Raw genomic sequence first — 22667 nt, 5'->3', positions numbered from 1 at the left:
ATGACAAAGAAAGGAAATATAGGAGTTAGTGGGTTTAGAGCGTGAGGATTGAGCTGATCTATTCAAGAGTATGAAGACTCAGATTTATTACGACGGCAACGTTCAGAACAGTAGATCACGCCATCCCAACAGCGCTGCCATTTTTTACGCCATGCGAAAGGCTTTTGGCAAACAGGACATATCTTAGTCGGTAAATGGGGTTTCTTGTGCATGGCCGTTCCCTTCTTGAAGCATCCACTTCCTGCGTTTACTAGAGATTCCCTATTACGTTCGTACCTCGCTTTAGAGAATGACGAAGGCAATACGAACAAAGCCTAGTTCTCTATGACGTTCGTTCCTGACTTTAAGGAGTGACTGCGTAGTGATTTGTGACTACTCCCGACTCCGTCATCCTCGAGAAGGAGGAACGACTGAGTCGGGGATCTGCTTCATCTAGCTCTGCTTCTATTTCTACACTGATGGAATAGAGCTATACGCTAAGCGACAACCTTGTACTGCTTCTCCATCTCACTCACACCTAAACCAGAGTGTTTTGTCACTTTAAGCTGTACGGGTACTCGCTCTTTCAGTGCTTCAACGTGGCTAATCACGCCAATCATCTTGCCTGATGCATTCAAGTTATCCAGTGCGTTAAGTGCAATGTCCAATGTGTCGCTATCCAGTGTGCCAAAACCTTCATCTAGGAACAGAGAATCAATACTGGTTTTGTAGCTCACAAGATCAGAAAGCGCTAATGCCAACGCCAAGCTCACCAAGAAGCTTTCGCCACCTGATAACGTCTTGGTGTCACGCATAACATCGCCCTGCCAAGTGTCGAGCACTTGCAGTTCTAAACCATCATCGGCTTTACGTTTTAGCTCGTAACGACCATGCAAACGCTGTAGCTGCTTGTTCGCCAAGTACACCAAGTTTTCCAGTGTTAGACCTTGAGCAAACTTACGGAACTTGTCGCCGTTCTTAGAGCCGATAAGTGAGTTCAGACGTGAAATATCATCAAAGTCGACCTGTTGCTCGTCGATTTGCTTGAACAGATCTTGTTGATTACTACGGTTCTGGTTATCCGTTTCAAGATTGGCAGAAATTGCGCCGATCTTTGTCGCATGGCTTTGCTGTGCGTTTTGACACTCAGTAGTCGCTTCTTCAACTTGCTGCTGGTTTTGCTCTTGCCATGCTTTCGCATTTTCATGGCTTTGTAGCTCCACTTGCGCCGCTTTAGCGGTGTTCAACCTAGCTTGCGCACTGACAATCGCTTCGTCTAAAGACTTCTTCAGGCTTTGAAGTTGAGCTCTAACCTCTTCGTCTAACAACGCTGCTTCAAAATTAGCCTCACCTTCGAATGGGCTCGTTTTCAGCGCTTCTAGCCAAGCATTTGTCGCCTGTGTGTGGCTTGACTGCTTGCTGACCAACTCGTCCGAGAAACCAGTGTGTTTGGTTTGCTCAGTTCGATGTTCAAGTTCACAACGGTTAAGAACCAACTGCGCTGCATCAAATGCATTTACCGCGTCAGTGACTTTTTGCTTCATCGCATTGCTGGTGGCTTGAATGTCTTTGTCACCAAACAACTCTGTTCTTTCAACCGTTACACGAGTCAGTTCTGACACTAAAGACTCACTCTGTTGCGTCAGTGTCGCGAGCTCTTTCTCAACACTGCTTAGCTTGTCGTCTAAGGTTTTCAATTCGGCATTTTGAGTAATCAGTTGCTTCTCAATATCGGCCTGTTGCTGTTTGGTTTGCTGCCACATGCTTGATGCTTGCGATTTCGCAGTAAACCAATCATCGATATGCTCAAGTTCAGGTGCTTCGATAGAAGTTTGAACAATGCTCTCTTTCAAAGCGTTCCATTGCTGATCTTTCGTTTGAACTAATTGAGTCACTTGCTCGTTTGCGACTTGGTTTTGCTTATTAAGATCCGCTAAACGTTGCTCGGCCAACTCGAGATTAGATTGCGCCTTGTCAGCCATAACACTTATAGACAGGCGTTGTTTCTCAGCTTCGGCATAATGCGCTTTAGCATCACTCAACGCTTTGAGTTGCTGTGCGCTGTGACTTAGTTGAAGTTCACACTGCTGAGCAAAGGTCTCGACTGTAGCTTCATTGCCTAAATCGTTAATCGTTAACAGCGCCAGTTCAGGAGCCGTGCCAACGAAATCCGATAAACTCTGTTGAAGCTTGCCGACAACGCTTTGCCAATTCAGTTGAGCCTGATGAATATCCGCTTGCGCTCGCTGAATGTCATCGTTAAGCGCAGCAATCATAGGAGCAAGAGAATCTAACTGCTGACGATGCTCTTGGCCTTCTTTTTTGATAGCCGTTAGCTCTAGGTTTTCCCTATCTTTTTGAGCAACCAAATTTGCAATGTCTTGCGACTGTTCAACCGAATGGTCTGTTGAACCACACAGTGGGCATTCAGACCCAGATTCTAGAGCTGCACGGTATTTCGCCAATTCGCCTTCTTGATCAATCAAACGCGTTAATCGCTCAAGCGAAGTCTCCCTCTCTTTATATCGTTCCACCAGCACTTCACGCTCTTTCGAAAGCTTGTCGACCAACTGGGTGTTGGTTTGATGTGCCTGTGTTTTTGCGTGCAGCTGTTGCTGGGCATTTAGGAAACCATGATTGATCTCAAGTAATGAATGCGTATTGCGATTCCAAAACTCCAACAGATCTTTTTGTGCATTCAGCACTTGCTCGCTGGTGTTACCTTGCAAGGTTTCCCACTGTTGCTTTGCACTACTCTCTAGCACAACCAATTCAGCTAAAGCTTTATCTTGCGTTGCTTTAGCGTCTTGCGCAGATTTGATGATCGTTTGCTGAGCATCAACCGCAGACAAAGCTTGCTTCGCTGAGTTCAACTGTTCTGAATGCTGACGCTCTAGAGTACGAACTTGCTCGACCTTTGCTTGCCACTGACCTAGGTATTTTTCCAGATGTTGGTCAGCTTGATGGGTATTTAGATACTCAGTGCTGAGTTGATCTTGTTGCTTCAGTGCATCTGTTTTTTGGACTAAAACAACCTGTTGATTGCGCTGCTGCGTATGTTGCTCGTTAAGCGTATTCGCTGCATTAACGGCCGCAGTTTGTTTATCTTTGAGTACGACGATTTGGTTATCTAGCGGACGCACCAGATCGATGATCTTCTCTTGATCTTGTTGCTCGGTTTTTACCTGTTCGACAATCGCACTGCTTTGCGTCAGTTTAGTTTGCGCGTCTTGCTTTTCTGCATCACGAACGGCAAGTAACTTGGTGCTGTTATCTAGGTGAGCTTGAGTAGTGTTCACCTCTTGTTCGCAACGCCTTAAATCTTTGTGCATTGGGCGCAGCTTTTCAGCCGGCTCACTGTTTGCCAAGCGCTCTAATGAAGGTTGGTTACGGCCTAGTTCATCTTGAGCGGTTTTAAGATCGCGCTCACTGGTCGCAATAGTTCGCTCAGCTTTGGTCACGTCTTTCCACCAGCTTAGATGCGCTTGCCACTCTTTTAATTGCTCGGCTAAACGCTTCTGCTCGGCTTCTAGCGTTTCACGCTCTGCGGTCAGCTCTTGGACTTGCTCTTCAGACAGTAAGCTCACCCCTTCAGCTTTCGCTTTAAGGTGATTAAGCGACTCTTCACTCGACTTAAAATGATCGTAAATGCGCTCTGAAATCAGGCTATAAACTTCTGTTCCCGTCAACTCTTCAAGTAGCTCTGCACGGTCGTTAGCATTGGCATTTAAGAACGCTGCAAACTCACCCTGAGACAACATGATGGATTTAGTGAAGCGTGAAAAATCGAGACCTGTTACCTGCTCCACCAACTTGGTTTTCTTGGTCAGCATCGTCTCTAAGACTTTGTCTGTGTCAGCATCGGCAAATTCACACGTTGGCGTTTGTAATGCGCCATCTTGTTTTCCACGCGCTCGCTTTTGATGGAAGTTAGAACGGTACGTTTTGCCCTGCACTTCAAATTCCAGTTCAGCAAAACACTCACCCGTGCCACGTGTCATTAATTCATTGTTGCCTTTGGCAATGCTCTTCAAACGCGGTGTGCGGTGGAACAATGCCAAACAAATCGCATCAAGAATGGTGGTTTTACCCGCCCCTGTTGGGCCAGTAATCGCAAACAGACCATTTTCTGCAAACGGTGATTGGGTGAAATCGAGCTTCCAACGTCCTTTCAAAGAGTTCAGGTTTTCAAATTCTAGGCTTAAAATCTTCATACTGGTTACTCTTCTACTTTGTTTGGCGCTTGAGCGCTCTCAGACACTTCAACCATCACTTGTTTAAACTTCACCGTCATGCGCTCTAAACGCGCTTTTTCAGAATCCGTTTCAAACTCTTCTAAGGCAATACGCTTGCTAAACACGTCCATCGGGCTCAGTTCAGATAAGGTTTCTGCCGACTCTTGCTCTAATGCTTGATTACGACGCTCTCTTGCACGGCGCAGTTGAAGTACTTCAACGTTCAAGCCTTCGGTCAATGCACGTATACGTTCTTGGAGATCTGAAAGGTAATCTTGCGCTTGCACTTCTATCGATAACCATACGCTTTGGTCGCTATCTAAACCTATGTATTGGTTCAGCTGAGATTCGATCTCGCTCAAGTCGCCTTTGATTCCAGCTAGAGGTTGGAATGTGGGAACAGGCAATTGAGAAATGGTGCGCTCACCTTCAACAAACTCAACAACACACACTTGTTTCTGAGACTTAAGTTCATCAAAACTTAGTGGGATTGGAGAGCCTGAATAACGAATGTATTCACGCTTTGCCACCACTTGTGGGCGATGGATATGACCGAGTGCGATATAGTCTGCGTCTGGGAAGCCATCAGCGGCGAAACCATCAAGGTTGCCGACATAGATATCACGCACAGAATCCGATTGTTGGACACCCATCGCCGTTAAATGACCGGTAGCGATAATCGGCATGTGCTCGCTGTTTACAAACGTCGCGCGCTTAGCAACCGCCGCATCATAAACACTTTGATAATGCTGTTTGATTGCATCGCCGAGTTGCTTCTGACGCTCAACGCCAGTGACACCCGCCTGGCTCATCAACACATCGCGAGGGCGAATAAAAGGAATGGCACAAACCAGCGCTTCTACATCGCCGTTCTTGCCTTTTAGTTCGACAACCTGAGTCGCATGATCTTCATTGGTATTAGGAATCACGTCTGCGCCCATGTATTTGAGCAGCTGTTGTGTCTCTTTAAGCACAGAGACTGAATCGTGATTTCCACCTAATAACACCAATTGGCAACCGATCTTGTTCGAATCGACCACAAACTTGTTATACATCTCACGAGCGTAACTCGGCGGTGTACTGGTATCGAAAATGTCGCCAGCAACAATGATCGCGTCGATGTCGTGCTCTGTAACTTGCTCAAGTAACCATTGTAAAAACCGTTCATGTTCATTCTTGCGGCTTTTATTGTAGAAGTTTTGGCCAAGGTGCCAATCGGACGTGTGAAGAATCTTCATTGCTGCTCACTGGAAGTCTGTAATACCTTTAATCTACCAAAATAGTCGAGATAATTCCCTTTTATAAGCTTGTGAAAACCAACTAATTTCAGGCTTTGGACCAACTCCGCCCATAGCGTGACCAATCGTTATTTTTGACATAAAAAAACCGCTCAACGTTAGAGCGGTTTTAGGTGTCCATAGCTTTAGCTTTAAGCTATTTCACAGAGGTCGTCAAAAATTGTACGAAGCGCCCAGAGTTACTGTGCTAAACGCTACATCACGGCTTTCGGGCCGAAGAATTCGATATTTACTGCATCTGCTTGTGAGATTAAACGTAAGGTTAGGCTTTCTACTGGCGTGTATTCAACACCTATACCAAAATGGAAGCCTAATTACGCGCAGCTAGACAATCAAAGATATTGCAATAGATGCCATGATCACGCCAACGACAAATTCCAACACCTTCCACGCTCTCGGGTTCTTAAACATTGGAGCCAAGAAGCGAGCGCCATATCCAAGTGAAAAGAAGAACACGAATGACGCCGATACCGCCCCAGCGCCAAACAACATTTGATCCGGTTGATATTGAGTTGAGATAGACCCCAGCAATACCACAGTATCCAAATACACATGCGGGTTAAGCCAAGTGAACGCCAAACACATCGCAATCGCTTTGGTTAATGAGTCTTTAGTTTCTGCCGTGGCTTCTAAGGCGTGGTTTTCGGTAAATGCTGATCGGAAGCTTAAGAATGAATAGACACCCAAAAAGATAGCGCCACCATAACGGGCGAACTGCTCAATTTGTGGGAACTGCTTAACGATTGCGCCAAAGCCCGTCACGCCAAAGCTAATCAGTAAGGCGTCAGAAATGGCACATACAGCACAAACTGCCAATACGTGTTGGTTCTTAAGCCCTTGCTTTAAAACAAACGCATTTTGAGAGCCAATCGCAAGAATCAGCGAAAGGCCAAGGGAGAAACCTGCAAAGTAAGTCGACATCTAAGGCTAGTCTCTTAACGCAACTCAATACTCATAAACTGGCTGTGCGGGTCTAACACATAATCAGCAAAGGGTTCACAGTATCCGAAGCCAAACTTTTCATACAGGTTACGCGCAGCCTTAAAGTAGCCTTCTGAGCCGGTCTCTAAACTGATTGTTTGATACTGGCGGGCGGTTGCTGTATCCAATACGTGCTGTAAAAGTTGGCTCGCAACACCTGACTTTCGAGCAAACTGTGAGGTTCTCATCGATTTGAGTTCAGCGTGTTGGGTATTTAGCTCTTTAATGGCAACACACCCAAGTAGTTGGCTGTCTTTCCAAGCACTGAAAAAAGTAATCTCTGGTGACTTGAGCCCATCTAGATCCAGTGCATGAACGCTTTCGGCTGGCGAAGTGGCGTACATATCAGCGAGGTGCTCTTCAAGTAATTCAATGACTTCCCCACCCGACAAGTCATCCACCTTAATTTCTATTGAAGCACTGCTTTCCAATGCTGTTCTATTTTCCATTGAACCCTGTGCATTTATTGCTGATGTCATTGTTTCAACTCTCCTTGTTTAGTTCGCTTATTTAGCTTGAGTGATTTGGTTTTTATCAACAACCCACTTTCCTGAATTGTTTCCTTTTCAAGAACTCGGTTTGAATCAGTAAAATTACTGATTAATCATAAAATTATAAATGTCACACTGGGTTTACCTAGATACCATATTTTTCCTATCTCGTCTCGTGATAAAAGCGTTCCGCAAAGCCCGTATGGTCGCTGCATTGAGGGAGCAACACCTGTTTTAGTTAACGAATAAGTAGTCAGGGCAAAGTGAATAGCGATGACACGCGTACTGATGTTGTTGGCAGCTTAAACATCCCTTTAAACGGTCTCATTTAAAACGACCATAAGTTAGAAAATAAAACGCTTTCATTGATCGAATATTTGATTGCGATTTTCCAATTTCGGTATATGATGCGCCACCCTAATTTTTCAGCTTATGCTGCAGGCAAATATGTCCGCCAACGCACTCTATACCGACCTATCCGGTTACTATGATTTAATGTGTGTAGATATTGACTACCAAGCGCAAAGTAACTGCGTACGTAGACTCCATCAAATCTTTGGAAATGAAGGAAAAACACACCTCGACTTAGCTTGTGGCACTGGCCCACACGTTCGTCATTTTATTGATTTCGGTTACCAAAGCGGTGGCCTAGATCTTAACAAGCCGATGTTAGATATCGCAGAAGTTCGCTGCCCGGAAGCCAAGTTCTCAATACAAAACATGAGTAACTTTGAGGTCACGGAACCACTCGATCTTATCACTTGCTTCCTGTATTCCATCCATTACAACGATGGCCTTGAGAAGCTTAAAGAGTGTATTGAAAGTGTGCATCGTGCGTTAAAGCCAGAAGGTATTTTCTGTTTTAACGTGGTTGATAAAGACAAGATCAGCAACGACCTGTTTGTTAGACACACAACAAACCAAGACAAAGACGATTTCACGTTCCGTTCTGGTTGGTATTACTCTGGTCAGGGTGATAAGCAAGCGCTAAAGCTTAGCATCGAAAAGACGACTGCTGGTGAAACTCAAGTGTGGAATGATGAACACCCAATGGTGGCATTCTCGTTTAAAGAGTTAATCGAGATATTGAAGCCCTACTTCGAGGTTAATATCTTCGAGCACGATTACGACAAGCTGATTCCTTGGGATACTCAGTCCGGTAATGCGCTGATCACATGTGTCAAAATCTAGATTAATAGATAAACGGCAAATTAAACCAAATCTATAGATCAAAAAAGAACCCACACTCGCCATTCTCCTTTTAGAGCATCAGCCAGTGTGGGTTCTTTTGTATCAAGCTATCAGTTACTGAACTCTAAATTAGAAGTCCGCTGTCATACCTACGTAGTAAGTACGTGGCTCTTCAACATAGCCCATGCTCTCTAGCTCTTGTGATACAGCTTCGTCAGTTAAGTTCGTGATACCTGCACGTAGTCGTACTGAAGCATTCACGTTGTAGACAGCACCTAGGTTCAGCGTTGTGTAAGCGTCTTGAGTTAGATCGCTTTCGATCTGACGTTCACCACGGTAACGCGCACTCACGAAGGTATTTAGATCGTAAGTTGGGCTCCAGTTCAGTTTAACTAAACCCGAATGCTTGTAACGATCAAGTAATTCGTCACCAGTAGACTTATCTTCAGTGTCTAAGAATGTGTAATTACCAGACACACCCCATTCATCAGTAATTTGGAATTGGCCTGTAAGCTCAGCACCTTGAACTACAGCCTCTGATACGTTTGTATAAGTACGCTTACCATTCACATAGCCAGTTGAGCTTGAACTATCAGCGCAACCTTTACCCGATTCAAACACTCCGCCGTTCTCACAATAGGTTTCATCACGATCAATTAGGTCGTTGATTTCATTTCGGAATAAGGCACCTTCAACATTCCAACGAGGTTGGCTATAAATCGCAGCGATCTCATAGTTCAAGCTGGTTTCGGGCTTAAGATCTTCATTACCATGTAAATCACATACGCCTTTACAGCTATTAACTGTGTAGTCTGTCTGATTTTGAGTCAATGTTGGTGCTTTAAATGCTTTACCCACACCACCCTTGATGATCAGGTCATTCGTTGTTTGATGAACCAAGTACACACGTGGGCTGAACTCTTCACCGTACAGTTCATGCTTATCTAAACGACCACCAATGGTTGCCGTTAGTTGATCCGTCATTAACCATTGGTCTTGAACAAATAACGCACCTTGATAAGCTTCAGATGTACCATTGACTAAGTTTTCTTTGTTGGTTAATTCACTCAACTGGTAGTCCATACCAAACGTTACGGTGTGACTATCACCAAGATAAGTGGTCGCCGAAGCTTCAACAATTTGAGTCAGCTCTTCGATGTCACTGCTATAGTTAGTATCTGAGTCCGCAGCATCATTATCTGTCACATTTTCACGTGAATAACGTACTTGCGTGTCACCCCAGCTCCAAAAACCACTATGTGTGATCGCTTGGCTCTGACGTACAACACGTGTGTCAGACTCAATCACAGATGATACGTTTTCCGCAGATGACTCACGTTCGTCGTCACTGTAACCAAAATCGAAATCAATGGTTTGGTTGTCTGTTGCATTCCATGTCAGGCTCGCGAGTAAGCTTAATGTCTCTCTTTCTTCTAACGCAGTAATGTCTGAACGATCGTAACCAGAGCTATGCGTACCAGAATAGGGTTGCCAAGCATCACGGCTAGTTTGGTTAACAGATAGGCGAGCAAACAACTCGTCTTCAATCAACGCACCAGATGTCGTGAAGCCCATCGAATACTCTTCCCCTCCATCACCATCAAGTGGAGATGAAGTGTCCATGCTCAGTGTAGAGCTCCAATCGTTTTCTGGAGCCTTAGTGATGATGTTGATTGTACCGCCCATACCATCTGAACCGTAAAGTGCAGACATTGGGCCACGGATTATTTCAACACGTTCGATCGAATCAGCAGGAATCGTTGATAGGTCAAAGTCGTTACCACGGATGATGGCACTTGCAGAGCTTAAACGACGACCGTTCACCATGATAAGAGTGTAATCTGAATCCATACCACGAATAGAGATCATCTGACGGCCAGCACGTGTGCTATCAAAATCAGACTCTACACTCGTTGATTCTGCAACGATGTCCGCCAAGGTAATACCAGGGCTGTCTTCAATGTCTTGCGCGGTGATAACCGACATTGAAGCTGGCGCTTGTTTTAGTGCCATCTCGGTACGAGTTGCCGTAACAACCATTTGTTCATCTGTTGCTTGCGCTTCTTCTTGCGCTAACACGTTAGCTGAAAGTGAGGTACAAATAACAGCGACTGCGATCGAAAGGGGTTTACGAACCAAAAGAGGTTTGCGAATCAAAAGAGATCTCTCAGACATGATATTCATTCTTATATGTGATTAGTAATGATAATGATTTTCATTAAACAACCAACTACCACTCTTATCAACGAAAGTTTCATACCAAAAATCGATTCTCGTTATTCACCATTCAAATAATGAAAGAGATCTATATCCAACTCGATAGGTATTCGTAATTTTCATTCACCCTGCAGATGGATTATGTATAAAGCTCTTTGAATATATTGCGAACCCAGCGACACATCGGGTCGTTATGAAAGCGCTTATGCCAGTATAAGTAGACGTCTTCTGATGGGTGGCGCAACGCTTTAGGCACGCGTTTACAAACAAGATCTCTTTGCGTAGCGGCTTGTTGAGCAAAAGGTGTCGGTAAATGAAAGATGATGTCGGTTGCTTCTGCCATATCCGGCGCGACGTTAAAATTGGAAAGCTGAATTGGAATGGACAGCTGGCGCTGCTTATCAATCAAGCCAAGATCTTTAAATCGACTTTCGATCGAGAGCTTCTTATCCCCTTGCAGTGAGATTTGACCAAGTTGGCTATTCAACAAGTCATCAACCGTGATCTCTTTGTCCGCCAAAGGATGTTTTTTACTCATCAGCAAACGGTAATCGCGGCTAATCACGAACATTCGATACAAATTTTGCTCTGAACTTAACGGCTCGTGGGTCGACAACACAAAGTGCGCATCACCGGATAACAGAGGCTCAAAGTGTCGTTTAGGAATCGAGTCGATATCAACAGTCATGTTTGGCGCTTGTTGACGTATCTCCGCAACTACCTTGGGCAGCAAGTGCGCGACATTAGGCACTAAACCAAAGAAGCGAACCGTACTGTCACTGCTTTGCGGCTCGAATACATCGCCATGTACCAGCTTTTCTAAACGTGTCAGTACCGAATTGAGATCTTGCTTAATGGCTTCTGCTTTTGGCGTTAACTCATAGCCATAAGCCGCTCGCACCAATAGATCATCATTGAAAACGGTACGCAGTTTTTGCAGAGATCGGCTCACCGTAGGTTGGCTCATATCCAGCGCCAATGCCGTGTTGGAAACGTGCTTCTCTTCAAGAAGGTGTTTAAGAATAACGAGTAGATTGAGGTCGACTTGAGCAAGATTCATTATGCAAATATTAACAATATATAAAATTCAATGTGCGCATAGTGCTATTTCTTAACATGTAATACAATTGATAATCACTCCTATTTTGATCTAGAGCAATATGCAGAGCAGAGTTTAAGGTTAAGTGGGTTTTAAAGCTCTAAGTCAGAACTGTTTAAACATAAAAAAGAGAGGCACAATGGCCTCTCTTTGATCGTCTACTTTATATTGCTAGCGTTGAGCTATCAGACTACAGCTTTGTCCAAGCATCTTGCCAGTATTGGCTATCTGCTGGAGCGTAAGACGCGCTTGCACACCATGCCGTGTATGGCCAAGGCTTACATTCGTACAAGCCATTATCGCTGCCGACCACAATGTCACCCGCTGCGTAGTTTGTGCCCGCTTCATATGGAGGGTAATCACCTGGAGGAGGTGTTGTTCCGCCACCGTCTTTAACAGCGAACGAATCGTTTACCATCACCATTTCACCGTCAGATGCTTTACCGACTACTTCAAGTGCATATTGCCCTTCCGCTACATCGTATAAGTCGATGGTAATAGCACGGCTGTCCGTTACGTTAACCTTAGTTTGCTCAACCACAGTACCTGCACTGTTGATCACCATAGCGGTAACATCTAATGCTTCATTTGATGTCAGTGTCAGATCTAAACGCACGTTGCCGTTATCTGGCGCATATTGTGATTGAAGTCCTGAAACCGAAAGCTCTAAGTCATCGCCCGGATCTGGGTTACCACCACATGAAGAGTCTGAAACTTTTCTCCAAACGCCCCACTCACCTGTTGTTCCTGGCTCTTCGCCGCGAGTGTACCAACCTGCTCCCCACGTTGAACCGTCATGAGATACTTGGTCACCTTCAACATAAACGGTGTTTGAATCCCATGGAGCAGCACAGTTAGAACCATCAGTTACTGACACTTTACGGTCAGCAGTTACGGTTTGGTTCGCGCTGTCTGTTACGCTGTATACAAGTGTGTAGTTGCCGATTTCATTCACATCGACACTGCCAGTGTGTTTGATGGTGCTTGTTAGGTCACCATCTTCAGCATCATTTGCACTAACACCCGCCATCGGATCAAATGCGTTACCTAACATGACAGTAGTATCAGACACGCCATCGAATACAGGTTTTTGGCTGTAAACTTCTACCGTTCTTGCTTTGGTTGTTTCATTGTTATCGCTATCTTTAACACGGTAAGTCAGTACATAAGTGCCGATAACCGCCGTTTCGACGTATCCTTCAACATCGATTGATGACGTTAGATCGCCGTCTTCTTTGTCTGTTGCCGTTACGCCATCCATAGGATCAAACGTTGTTCCGTGAAGAACACGCGTATTTTCGACACCTTTAAGAACAGGCTCACCCTCTACTGGTGGTGGCGTTACTTGACCGTGTACAAACGGGCCGTAGTCTTTAATAAACTGCTCGTTGTATTGTTGGCCGTTTTTGTTGGTGCCCATGTCCCAGTTAATAGACCAAGTCATTACACCACGTAGCGGTTGGCCTTGCGCCGTTAGGCTATCAAATGCGTCGTATAAATCTTGTGGCTCTTGCACAAAACCTGTCGCTGCAGCATCGATACTTGAAGGAATACCAAACACGAGCTTGTCATGTGGGATTTTGTGGAAGCCACGCGTTCCGTTGATAAGCGAATCAGAAATGTAGTAGATGAATTCTTCTTTTAACGCATCGTTGTTTTGAGCAATCCAACCCACGCCTTCAACCCAGATACCATCGCCACCTTGGTTGTAAAATTGTGGGTTAATCCAGTCGTAGTAGCCTTCTAGATTATCGATATAAGGAACGTACTTACCGCCTGTCGTTAGATACGGGAACTCAGGCGCCATTGTAATAAGGAAGTTTTTACCTTCTGCGCGGTAGTGATCTTTCACTAGCTTAAGTGCATCCGGAATCACGGTTTGGTTGTTTGCGGCGGTTACGGCTGCTTGTTCAAGGTCAATATCTAGGCCATCGAAGCCGTAACGCTCGGTAAGACGGATAATCTCATCAGCAAAGGCTCTTTCATCACCGGTTTCTAGCTCTACGTGTGCATCAGCACCACCCAAAGCCAACAGTACAGAGCGACCTTGCTTGTTGAGCTCAGAGATTTGGTCAATAAATTGTTCTTCTGAAAGCCCAATGGTTGGGTCCAGTTTAAAAGTTGGGATTCGACCATCAGCCACATCGTAAACCTTCATGAATGACACATTCACGATGTTGTACATTGGGTTCACTTCATCCAACGTCACACATGGCGCATTACCACCTTGGTAGCCGCCACCGTCACACCAGTTATGCCAATAGCCAACCACGACGCCAGAGTCTGGATTCGTCATATCTGAACCATTCGCATAAACAGCGCCAGACATAGCCGCCATGCCGACCGATACTGCTAATTGTAGAGCTTTACGTTTCAACATTAGTCCCACTTCCTTACTTAACAGCTGTGCCAATCACAACCGAACCAATTCATTGTAATCATGAATATTTATAGAGAAGTAATGGAATTTATAGGAAAAGATGACCTTTGATTTAACTTGTGATTTTAAGTCACAGATTGAATATCAGAATCAATATGATTTTGACTTTTCATTCAAATTGAAATGCTAAAAACTGTTATTTTCGGCTGAATGCATCGACCATATAAATATTTAATCAACCTTAATTCACTAAGATAATTAACCAAAAATATAAAAAATCACCGATAGGAAAAAATAAACTTTAAATCGGCAAAAATCATCCCAAATACGCCGTAATTACTGACCTCAGACCAGATACCATTGCGAGTGATATCACTAAAACAGCCTGGATATAGCCATCATACATGTGCTATCGATACGCACGTATAACGGAATATAGGAGCAAGAATTTGTAGAATTTTGAATGTATACCTCGGGAGTTTTTCGACTAACCCTCAGTACCGGGTGAATAATATACATCCAATAGTGAAATAAAATTCACCTTATCAAGTTCATTAAGTTGATTAATTCCAGCCGCTGCTTTTCTTCCTCCGCCAGTCGCAAAACTTGAGCAAATTTCGTCTGCACCCGTTCTATTTGATAATGGCGCACGTAAGCTCACCGTGTAAGACTCGCCGTCTTGGTTTTTCGTTAATACTGCTTGCGCTCGGTTTGGATCTTGATTAACGATTTCATTACCAAATACGCCACTGATGCGCCTTGCCCACGTCTCACCTGGCAGTTCAAACACACGTGCGACTTCACTTTCATAAACAGGAGCAAGGTTTGATAACTGCTGGCGATCATTTTGATAAGCATCTCGTAGTCGATAAAACACAGAGTCTTTATCATCCAAAAGATCAAACGGGTTCGGGTATTGATAAAGGGTTTCGTAGAGCTCAGCTGGCGTGAAATGCAAATCACTCAGTGACGAACCGTAACCGTTGTAGTTAACCAAGGTACCTAGCTCTTCTAGAAACTCTTTTTGAGATTGAGCGAATCCATTTTCATCCGCTAGCCGCGCCGCCACCGTTTTTAGATTGTCGCCAAAGGCAGCTGCGATTGCCCAAGCCACATGCGCACCATTCAGCTTCTGGTTAATCAGCAAGCTCGTGCAGCTCTCTGGCGCGGTATCAATCAGAGTATCTAAATGACTAGAAGTTGGGACATCCCCTGTTCGGTGGTGATCGCAATAAAATACATTGATGTTTGCGTCTAGCAGTGAGTGCAGTGCAGGCAGGTTTTTCTCCATCGATACATCTAAAACGGTAACGGAAGAAACATCACCTTGCTTACCCGGCTCCATAGTTTGAGTAACAACTTGAGAGACCAACTTAATATCACGCTTAACACCAGTAATGAGCACGCTCTCTCTTGGCTCACTTAATCGCAGCTGTAACAACGCGATTATGCCATCTGCGTCTCCGTTGAATACGTCGTAGTGCATGTTGTTCCTCTTCCTATAGATTTAACCGTTTGCCAGAAACGCGCCAATTCGTTTGTGTGTTCGATAGTCTGTCATTATTTTAGTTATATTTCACAGATACTTAAGTCTATTTTGGAATGCCTTATTCTCATTAGATTGAAAAGATAAATACATTAATAATATTGTATGACTTATGTCACAGTAAAAGAATACGAAAAGATTATAAAATAAGCGCCTCCCACTTAATGATAAAGAGACGAATGAACACTACCACCACTCTTGTTTATGACACTTTGAAAAGCCTTGCTGCTCACGCTCCTGAGCAACATGCCGAGATTCGCCAGCGTTTATATGAGCAGTTGAGCCTGCCATTTAACAAGCAGCTCTCGTTATACGCTAATGTGCTTGGTCCTATCAGCTCAGGTAAGTTAGCGGGATGCGACAATATTGATAAAGCGGTTGAACTGGCACTGGATGTGCTGGAAGGCCGAAATAAGTAGTCCCCCCTTTAATACGTAATATAACGGCCCAGATCTTCCCCCAGATCGGGCCGTTTTTTTATTCTCGTCATTTATCTATTTGAATTTCAGGCACAAAAAAGGCGTAGATGATCCACGCCTTTTGTTTTAGTAAGTTCTATGTTGTTTATGAAGTCTTGAACTGCGCGACCGCTTGGTCCATATCGTTCGCTTGCTCTGCTACCTTGTCCACTTCAACTAAGCAATGCTGCGCCGAAGCGTTATTGTCGTTCGAGATAGTGTTTAGCTCAGTAATTGAGTCACTCACTTGCGCCATTACTGCGCCCTGCTCTTCAATCGCTGAAGCAATACGTTCTGAATTACCTTGGATGCTTTCCATGTCGCTCAAGATAAGTTGCAAGCTCGCATCCAGCTCTTCCGAATCTTTCAGCGTTAGTTGACCTTGTTGATTACACTCGCCAATCTCTGCCATCGACGCCTGCATCTGGCTTTGAATTGCACTCACCACTGAAGTTATCTCTGTGGTCGATTGATGCGTTCTGCTTGCTAGTGCGCGTACTTCATCGGCAACTACCGCAAAGCCACGACCTTGTTCACCCGCACGTGCTGCTTCAATTGCTGCGTTCAATGCCAATAGGTTAGTTTGTTCTGCAATGCCTTGGATGATGTTTACTGCATCGCCGATCTGGTCAACATGATGGTTCAGTGAACTGATCGAATCTTGGCTGCTTGAAAGACGTTCAGACAACTGGGTGATGTTGCTGATGGTTTCAACCACCACTTCACGGCCTTTATCGGCATTCACTTTCGCTTGATGTACACCTTCAGCGGCAACCGATGTGCTTTCAGAGATCTCGCCAATGGTGAGTACCATCTCTTGAACTGACGTTGTCATTGTAGATGTGTGATTTGCTTGAACTTCAAACTGTTTGATTACTGACTCTAGCTCATCATGCATGTTCGATGTGCTTTGTGTCAGTTGCAGTGACTTAGATTGAGAGGCAGCGATAAGCCCTTCCAGTTGATCCAACAGTTGGTTGAAGTATTGGCCTAAAGTGCTGAGTTCGTCTTTGCCATCAAGGTGCGAACGAATAGACACGTCGTTAGAATCAACGATGTTACGAATCACCGAAAGCAGTGACTCAATTTTACCAATGATAGAACGGACGATTAACCAGCTGAACAGAATGATCGACACGAGTAGCGTGACGCAAAGGATGTTGTTGATCAGCGATAGCTTGTCCATCTCTTGCTGCGTTTGTTGGTCTAGCACCGCGGAGAACTCTTTAAATTGAGTTTCGATAGCATGAGAACCCGAGCGAGCTTGCCCAAGCAGACCTTCGTTGTGCTTCAAGCCAATCACGCGCTTTTGCTCAACCACTTGGCGAGCAGCGTCAATCAAAGCAGCTGAGCTACTCATATTTGAAGTTATAGAAAGAACACTCGGGTCAAACTCCCCCTTCTCAATTAAGTCATTGAACAGGTAAAGCTCGATTTTTTGTTCCGCACTGGCTGTCGCGCTGATGTTATCGAGCAAAACATGAAACTCGCCTAGCATACCTTTGTCACGTGATAGCCCATAGACTTCGCTCGCTTTAACTAAGTTAACAAAGCTGGTGTGGTAGGTTTCGATGTCTTCACGTAGGTGTGTGCTGTTGGCTAAACCTAAATCACTGAGCACTGTATCTAGCTCAGATTCAGACGCTAAGAATTTGTTGTAGTTTACGTCGAACTTGTCGAGGTATTTCATATCGCTACGCAGTAAAAAATCTTTCTCGTTACGGCGAAGGTTGAGCAAACGCACTTCAAGCTCTTTGGTAATTTGTTTGGCTTCGCTCATTTGAGCGGTGGTGTCTGCAAATTGTGATGTGGTAAACAGCAGTGAAATCATGCCGAAGATGGAGAACATCCCCAACGAATAGAGCTTTTTCTTTATGTTCATATACGTGGCTCGTCTTTACTAAATTAACTATGAGTATCCAAATAAATCGCATCAAAGAATGGATATCCAACTTGCGCGACCTGATTATTGTTATATTTTTTGTATCAGTAATGAGCACTAAATCTAGCGACTGTTCAGCCCACCAGCAGTGACATTCTCAATGGTATTCAAACAGAGAATGAATCTTTTCACTAAAGATAAAAGCATCAATAACACAAATTGAATACATGTACATTAGTTGAATGATAAAAGTGAGAGACAGCTATTTGACGGAACATAAATGGCTTGAATGTCATGGTGTACAAGGCATTGAATTAAAAGACTTTGACGCACATTTGGATGCATTATTTATGATGACATTTTTTTGGCTCTCCAGAAGAGCACGAGCGAAGCGCAATATTGGAGGTTTTGACTTGGTTTTTAAACAGTGAATCCGTCTATTGATGATTGTACAGTAGAGCGTAAACGGCGAAAAAAATGGACCTACTCAATTCGAGTCAGGTCCATCTTTTGATTTTCTAGTCAATCGCTTTGCAGCTAAAGAGTTAGGTGCGAATTCAAGGCTGGCTAAAACGCTTTTACCATCTTGGTTAGGCACTTCAATAACACCGCTTTCTCGTCTTCTTCGATATCTTGCGTCAGCTCATTAACCAAATTCAAGTGAAGCTGATTGTGGTGAACGTGTATCTTCTGCCCTTCATCCGTCAAGGCAACCACAATCGCACGACGATCTGTTGGGTGTTCATGGCGCTCAATCAATTCAGCTTTAACCAACTTTTCTATTTGAACAGTAAGTGTACCCGTGGTAATACCCAACTTTTCAGCGAGCTCTTTCATTCTTAACGCACCATGCATACCAAGTACTTCAATGGTGTGTACTTGAGCCAGGGAATAACCCGTCTCTTTGACAACAGACTGCTCCCACGAAGACATTTTATCGTAGAACTCAGTCAGTATTTGGTTAAGCTGTTCTATATTTCGCATGGTCGTTTGAATGCACTTCAAGAGTAAGATGATTAATCTTATCAAACTTGGCGAGCATTTGTTTATATTCAGAGACGGTTTTATCACTGTTTGATTCAAGAGTAATCGCTGCTGAATAGTGATGCCCACTCACCTTCCACATATGGAAATCGGTGACCGACGCATAAGGCGTTAAGGTTTTGGTCACTGAGTCACGATAATCTTGGTCGATATTCTCATCCAGCAGGATTGGGCTGGTTTGTTTCATAAGGTTCATCGTCCACTTAGCAATCACGAATGCGCCAACCATTCCCATTGCTGCATCTAACCAGTTCCAACCGTAAAACTTACCAAATAGCAGCGCAACAATCGCAAGCAGCGAAGTTAGAGTATCCGCCAACACATGCATGTAGGCTGCGCGTAGGTTGTGATCATGATGGTGTCCGTGATGCTCGCCATGTTTATGACCATGGTCGCTGTCGTGCTCATGGCTATGTGAATGACCGTGATTCTTACTATGATTGTGGCCATGCTCGTGTCCGTGATCATGATGGTGATCGCCAAGTAAAAACATACTCACCACATTCACAGTTAAACCAATACAAGCAACGATGATCGCTTCATTGAACTGAATCGCTTGTGGGTTAAACAAACGATGTACTGATTCCACCAGCATCAACAATGCCACAATCCCCAATGCAATCGCGCTGGTGTAGCCCCCTAACACGCTGACTTTGCCAGTACCGAAAGAGAAACGTTCGCTCTCGGCATGTTTCTTCGCATAACGGTATGCAAATAAGGTGATACCAAACGCTGCGGCGTGCGTCCCCATGTGCCAACCATCGGCAAGCAATGCCATCGAGCCGTAAATAGTACCTGCAACAATTTCGACAACCATGGTAACGACGGTCAATAACAGGACATAGAACGTGCGTTTCTCACCTTGACTGTTATGTGAAGAAAAGTTGTGTTGGTGACGTGTTGGAAAACTCAAAATGGCGTCCTTAGCTTGTGTTTGTGGTTAGATGATCGTTGCAAATAAAAGCCCTTTGATTGACAAGTAATTTGACAATCAAAGTAATAATTTGAAATTTAGTTTGATTATCAAACTTTGTCAACGATGAATTTTGAAACTCTGATTTGCGGGACGAATAGTTGATGGTGAGCGCTAGTTTGTTCCAAAGATTATTGATTCAGTAAAAACGAGGCTTTCCAGGGACAAAAAAGCCCACTCGAGGTGGGCTGATTGAGTCAAACTCAATGATTGTATTTATTTGTTTTGCAATGAAATAATCTCATCATTCACCCAACCTAACAGCTGCTTGGTTGCTTTCGACAAGACTTGGTTCTGCCGAACAATATAACCAAGACTGGTGCTCGAGAAGTTGGTCAATGGTGTCACTTTCGAATGCAGGTGCTGCTTGGTTGATACCGCAAACTCCGGGACAATAGCCACACCAAATCCCGCTTCTGCCCAGTCGATTTGAGCATCGACACTCCCTACTTCCATCACCCTATAATTAGGTAGATTAAGGCTTGGTAAACCTTCATCAATAAAGTCACGCGTTCTCGTATCATGACCTAGTAGAATCAAAGTGAGCTCTGCATCAGAGTCTCGGATATCAAACCCTTCGCCAAGCGCACACCAAGAAAGCTCTTGCAGCTTAGTGAAATACAAAGACTCGTTGTGCTGCTCTTTGGCGATAACAAAACCAATATCCGCTTGAGCATTTTTAACTAAATTCGATGCCTGAGATGACGTGGTATTCAAGAGCGTAAGGTCAATACCGGGATACTGCGCTTTGAACTTCTGGAACGGACGAATTAGCAAAAATCGAGAAATGATGTCACTTACGGCAATGGTTAACGTCCCTATTTTAAGGTCGTTAATGGCATTGAGATCGGCCTGACAAATCTGCAGTTCGAGTAGCGTTCTTTGGCTTGTTTCCAATAGCCGTTCACCCGCTTGAGTCAATTGAAAAGGGCTTCTCTCTATCAACTTTATGCGTGTTTGTTGTTCCAGTTGTTTTAGGTGCAAACTCACATTGGGTTGTGTCATGTGCAGTGCATTGGCCGCTTTCCCAAAATGCTTGTACTCCGCAAGCGTCACAAACGTCTTCAACAAATTAATATCGAGCATCATGTCCTCTCTCTCGTGTCACTAATATCATTCCCTAAAAGTAAAGAATGCCCCATCGTCATTCCCTACAGTGAGGAACGAACGTGATAGGGAATCTCGTTTGTAGCTTAAGACTTTAAGGATATATGAAATCCTTATCAAGATAATAAAGATAATTAATTTCTCTTATCCACCTTGTAGGCCTAACATGATTCCTCAATCAGTTAGGAGAAAAATTATGCCATCTATCGTTGTTGTGGGCGCAAACTGGGGTGATGAAGGCAAAGGCCGCATCGTCGATTTTTTAGCAGACCAAGCTTCTGCTAGCATTCGTTTCCAAGGCGGAAACAATGCAGGTCATACTGTGGTAAATGACTTCGGTACATTCAAACTGCACCAACTACCTAGTGGTATTTTTAATCCTAATTGTACGGCGGTTCTTGGCCCTGGCATGGTGATCAGCCCTGCTGCGCTAACTGAAGAGATTGCAGAAGTTCAAGAGGCTGGCATCAAAGTGAAAATGGCGATCTCAGATCGTGCGACACTGTGTCTCCCTTTACATGCTCTTGAAGATACGCTTGAAGAAGAGCGTTTGGGCGATGGCGCTTACGGCTCTACACGTCAAGGCATTGCACCAGCGTACGGCGATCGTGTAATGAAGAAAGGCATTCTTGTCGGTTGGCTGAATCAACCTGAAATTTTAGAGCAGCGTATTCAATTCCTACTTGATTGGAAGATGCCTCAGCTTAAAGCGCTCTACCCTCAATGTGACTTCTCCCAGACTGCTTCTGAAATGACAGAATGGCTACTTGAAGTAACTAAAGCGTGGCGCCCGTTCATCTGCAACGTAACTGAGCCGCTTAAAGCGCTGCAATCACAAGACGCAAACCTACTGTTTGAAGCTCAGTTAGGCGCAGGTCGCGACCTTGTCTACGGTGAATACCCTTGGACAACATCTTCGAATGTAACCGCAGCTTATGCTGGCATTGGTAGCGGTTTACCTGCACTTCGTCCTGAACGTGTTATCGCTGTTGCTAAATCATTCAGCTCGTCTGTTGGTACTGGCACGCTAGTAACTGCAATGGAAGAACAAGACAGCTTCCGCGAAAGCTCTAACGAATACGGCGCAACTACGGGTCGACCACGTGATATGGGTTACTTTGATGCAGTGGCAACTCGCAACGGTGTTGACCTGCAAGCTGCAACGGAAATAGCACTGACTAAGATCGATTGCCTGTCTGGTTTGTCTGAACTTAAAATCTGTACCGCTTACTCAGGTGAACATACTGAGAACCCGATTTGGCCACAAACGGCTGAGCTAAAGCCCGTATATGAAGATATGGCTGGCTGGGATGAAGACATCACGGGTTGCCGCACGTTTGAGAGCCTTCCTCAAGCAGCGCAAGATTACGTTACTCGTATCGAAGAGCTGATGGGTGTGCCAATCGTGATGGTATCGGTAGGTCCAGAGCGCGAGCAAATGATCATTCGCGCTTAGTTTAGAAGACGACAAGATCTACATCAAAGCCCACATTCAGTGGACTTTTTTGATTGTTCATAAAGAACGAGATAACACAAGGAATTACAGGCACAAAAAGCCCACACTAGGTGGGCTCTTTCGTATAATGTGGTGCCGCTACTGGACTCTACCATCCAACCTATCTAATTGATTAAAATGAACAATATAAAAGTAGAGTTTTAAGATGTTACCTCAGGTGTTACTTCGGAAAGAACTCAACTTCTGAGACAAGATCAGCACTAAATTTATCTGAAGAGCAGATTACTTTCACAAAACAAACATGCTGGTCGGCCATAAACGGTACCAGCA

The 22667-nt window shown here is 44.4% G+C and carries 16 protein-coding genes and 1 pseudogene; 3 read left to right on the top strand and 14 right to left on the bottom strand.

Features of this window, described 5'->3' with window-relative positions; all coding sequences use genetic code 11:
* Window positions 1-62 precede the first annotated feature (62 nt).
* From AB4585_RS03335 to AB4585_RS03310, 6 genes and pseudogenes are all read right to left on the bottom strand, one after another.
* Window positions 63-212: a DUF2256 domain-containing protein gene (locus AB4585_RS03335; RefSeq protein WP_080582202.1), complete on the bottom strand. Its 150-nt coding sequence runs from the start codon at window positions 210-212 to the stop codon at window positions 63-65.
* Between the two features lie 264 nt (window positions 213-476).
* A complete protein-coding gene (locus AB4585_RS03330) occupies window positions 477-4193 on the bottom strand; it encodes an AAA family ATPase (RefSeq protein ID WP_372169340.1) in 3717 nt (1238 codons plus the stop codon).
* A 5-nt stretch (window positions 4194-4198) separates the two neighbouring features.
* Window positions 4199-5452, bottom strand: a complete 1254-nt coding sequence (gene sbcD / locus AB4585_RS03325) for an exonuclease subunit SbcD (RefSeq protein ID WP_372169339.1) — start codon at window positions 5450-5452, stop codon at window positions 4199-4201.
* 213 nt (window positions 5453-5665) lie between these two features.
* Window positions 5666-5823: pseudogene (locus AB4585_RS03320) on the bottom strand (porin family protein); the annotation flags it as partial.
* Window positions 5824-5836: 13 nt separating this feature from the next.
* Window positions 5837-6433, bottom strand: coding sequence for a LysE/ArgO family amino acid transporter (locus AB4585_RS03315; RefSeq protein WP_017059193.1), 597 nt, complete (start codon window positions 6431-6433; stop codon window positions 5837-5839).
* 14 nt (window positions 6434-6447) lie between these two features.
* Window positions 6448-6972, bottom strand: a complete 525-nt coding sequence (locus AB4585_RS03310; protein ID WP_372169338.1) for a GNAT family N-acetyltransferase — start codon at window positions 6970-6972, stop codon at window positions 6448-6450.
* 459 nt (window positions 6973-7431) lie between these two features.
* On the opposite strand from AB4585_RS03310, the gene AB4585_RS03305 reads away from it, so the two are divergent.
* A complete protein-coding gene (locus AB4585_RS03305; RefSeq protein WP_372169337.1) occupies window positions 7432-8175 on the top strand; it encodes a class I SAM-dependent methyltransferase in 744 nt (247 codons plus the stop codon).
* 129 nt (window positions 8176-8304) lie between these two features.
* Here AB4585_RS03305 and AB4585_RS03300 read toward each other — a convergent pair whose 3' ends face one another.
* From AB4585_RS03300 to AB4585_RS03285, 4 genes are all read right to left on the bottom strand, one after another.
* Entirely contained in the window at window positions 8305-10350 is a 2046-nt protein-coding gene (locus AB4585_RS03300) for a TonB-dependent receptor domain-containing protein (protein WP_372169336.1), read from the bottom strand.
* 181 nt (window positions 10351-10531) lie between these two features.
* Window positions 10532-11452 (bottom strand): LysR family transcriptional regulator, encoded by a 921-nt coding sequence (locus tag AB4585_RS03295; protein WP_017059189.1) that lies wholly within the window; start codon window positions 11450-11452, stop codon window positions 10532-10534.
* A gap of 229 nt (window positions 11453-11681) precedes the next feature.
* On the bottom strand, window positions 11682-13871 hold the full coding sequence (locus tag AB4585_RS03290) for an immunoglobulin-like domain-containing protein (RefSeq protein ID WP_372169335.1): 2190 nt from the start codon (window positions 13869-13871) through the stop codon (window positions 11682-11684).
* Window positions 13872-14358: 487 nt separating this feature from the next.
* On the bottom strand, window positions 14359-15357 hold the full coding sequence (locus tag AB4585_RS03285; protein ID WP_372169334.1) for a DHH family phosphoesterase: 999 nt from the start codon (window positions 15355-15357) through the stop codon (window positions 14359-14361).
* 239 nt (window positions 15358-15596) lie between these two features.
* Here AB4585_RS03285 and AB4585_RS03280 point away from each other — a divergent pair, with 239 nt between their 5' ends.
* A complete protein-coding gene (locus tag AB4585_RS03280) occupies window positions 15597-15836 on the top strand; it encodes a PAS factor family protein (RefSeq protein ID WP_004733935.1) in 240 nt (79 codons plus the stop codon).
* 145 nt (window positions 15837-15981) lie between these two features.
* Here the strand turns inward: AB4585_RS03280 and AB4585_RS03275 are convergent, their stop codons facing one another.
* The 4 genes from AB4585_RS03275 to AB4585_RS03260 all read right to left on the bottom strand — a co-directional run bounded on the left by AB4585_RS03275 (window position 15982) and on the right by AB4585_RS03260 (window position 20863).
* Window positions 15982-17706 (bottom strand): methyl-accepting chemotaxis protein, encoded by a 1725-nt coding sequence (locus AB4585_RS03275; RefSeq protein WP_102393909.1) that lies wholly within the window; start codon window positions 17704-17706, stop codon window positions 15982-15984.
* Window positions 17707-18324: 618 nt separating this feature from the next.
* Window positions 18325-18741, bottom strand: coding sequence for a MarR family winged helix-turn-helix transcriptional regulator (locus tag AB4585_RS03270; RefSeq protein WP_017059185.1), 417 nt, complete (start codon window positions 18739-18741; stop codon window positions 18325-18327).
* Window positions 18719-19714 (bottom strand): CDF family Co(II)/Ni(II) efflux transporter DmeF, encoded by a 996-nt coding sequence (gene dmeF / locus AB4585_RS03265; protein ID WP_017059184.1) that lies wholly within the window; start codon window positions 19712-19714, stop codon window positions 18719-18721. Before dmeF ends, AB4585_RS03270 begins: the two co-directional genes overlap by 23 nt.
* A gap of 276 nt (window positions 19715-19990) precedes the next feature.
* Window positions 19991-20863 (bottom strand): LysR family transcriptional regulator, encoded by an 873-nt coding sequence (locus AB4585_RS03260; RefSeq protein ID WP_372169333.1) that lies wholly within the window; start codon window positions 20861-20863, stop codon window positions 19991-19993.
* A 214-nt stretch (window positions 20864-21077) separates the two neighbouring features.
* Here AB4585_RS03260 and AB4585_RS03255 point away from each other — a divergent pair, with 214 nt between their 5' ends.
* The gene (locus tag AB4585_RS03255; protein ID WP_017059182.1) at window positions 21078-22337 is read left to right on the top strand and encodes an adenylosuccinate synthase; all 1260 of its coding nucleotides are present in this window, start codon (window positions 21078-21080) and stop codon (window positions 22335-22337) included.
* The last annotated feature ends 330 nt before the right edge of the window (window positions 22338-22667 follow it).

This window comes from Vibrio sp. 10N.222.49.C9, from assembly GCF_041474985.1.
Classification (GTDB): Bacteria; Pseudomonadota; Gammaproteobacteria; order Enterobacterales; family Vibrionaceae; genus Vibrio; species Vibrio crassostreae_C.
The sequence above is the reverse complement of the archived record's forward strand: the minus strand, read 5'-3'. Positions and strand labels throughout refer to the sequence as shown.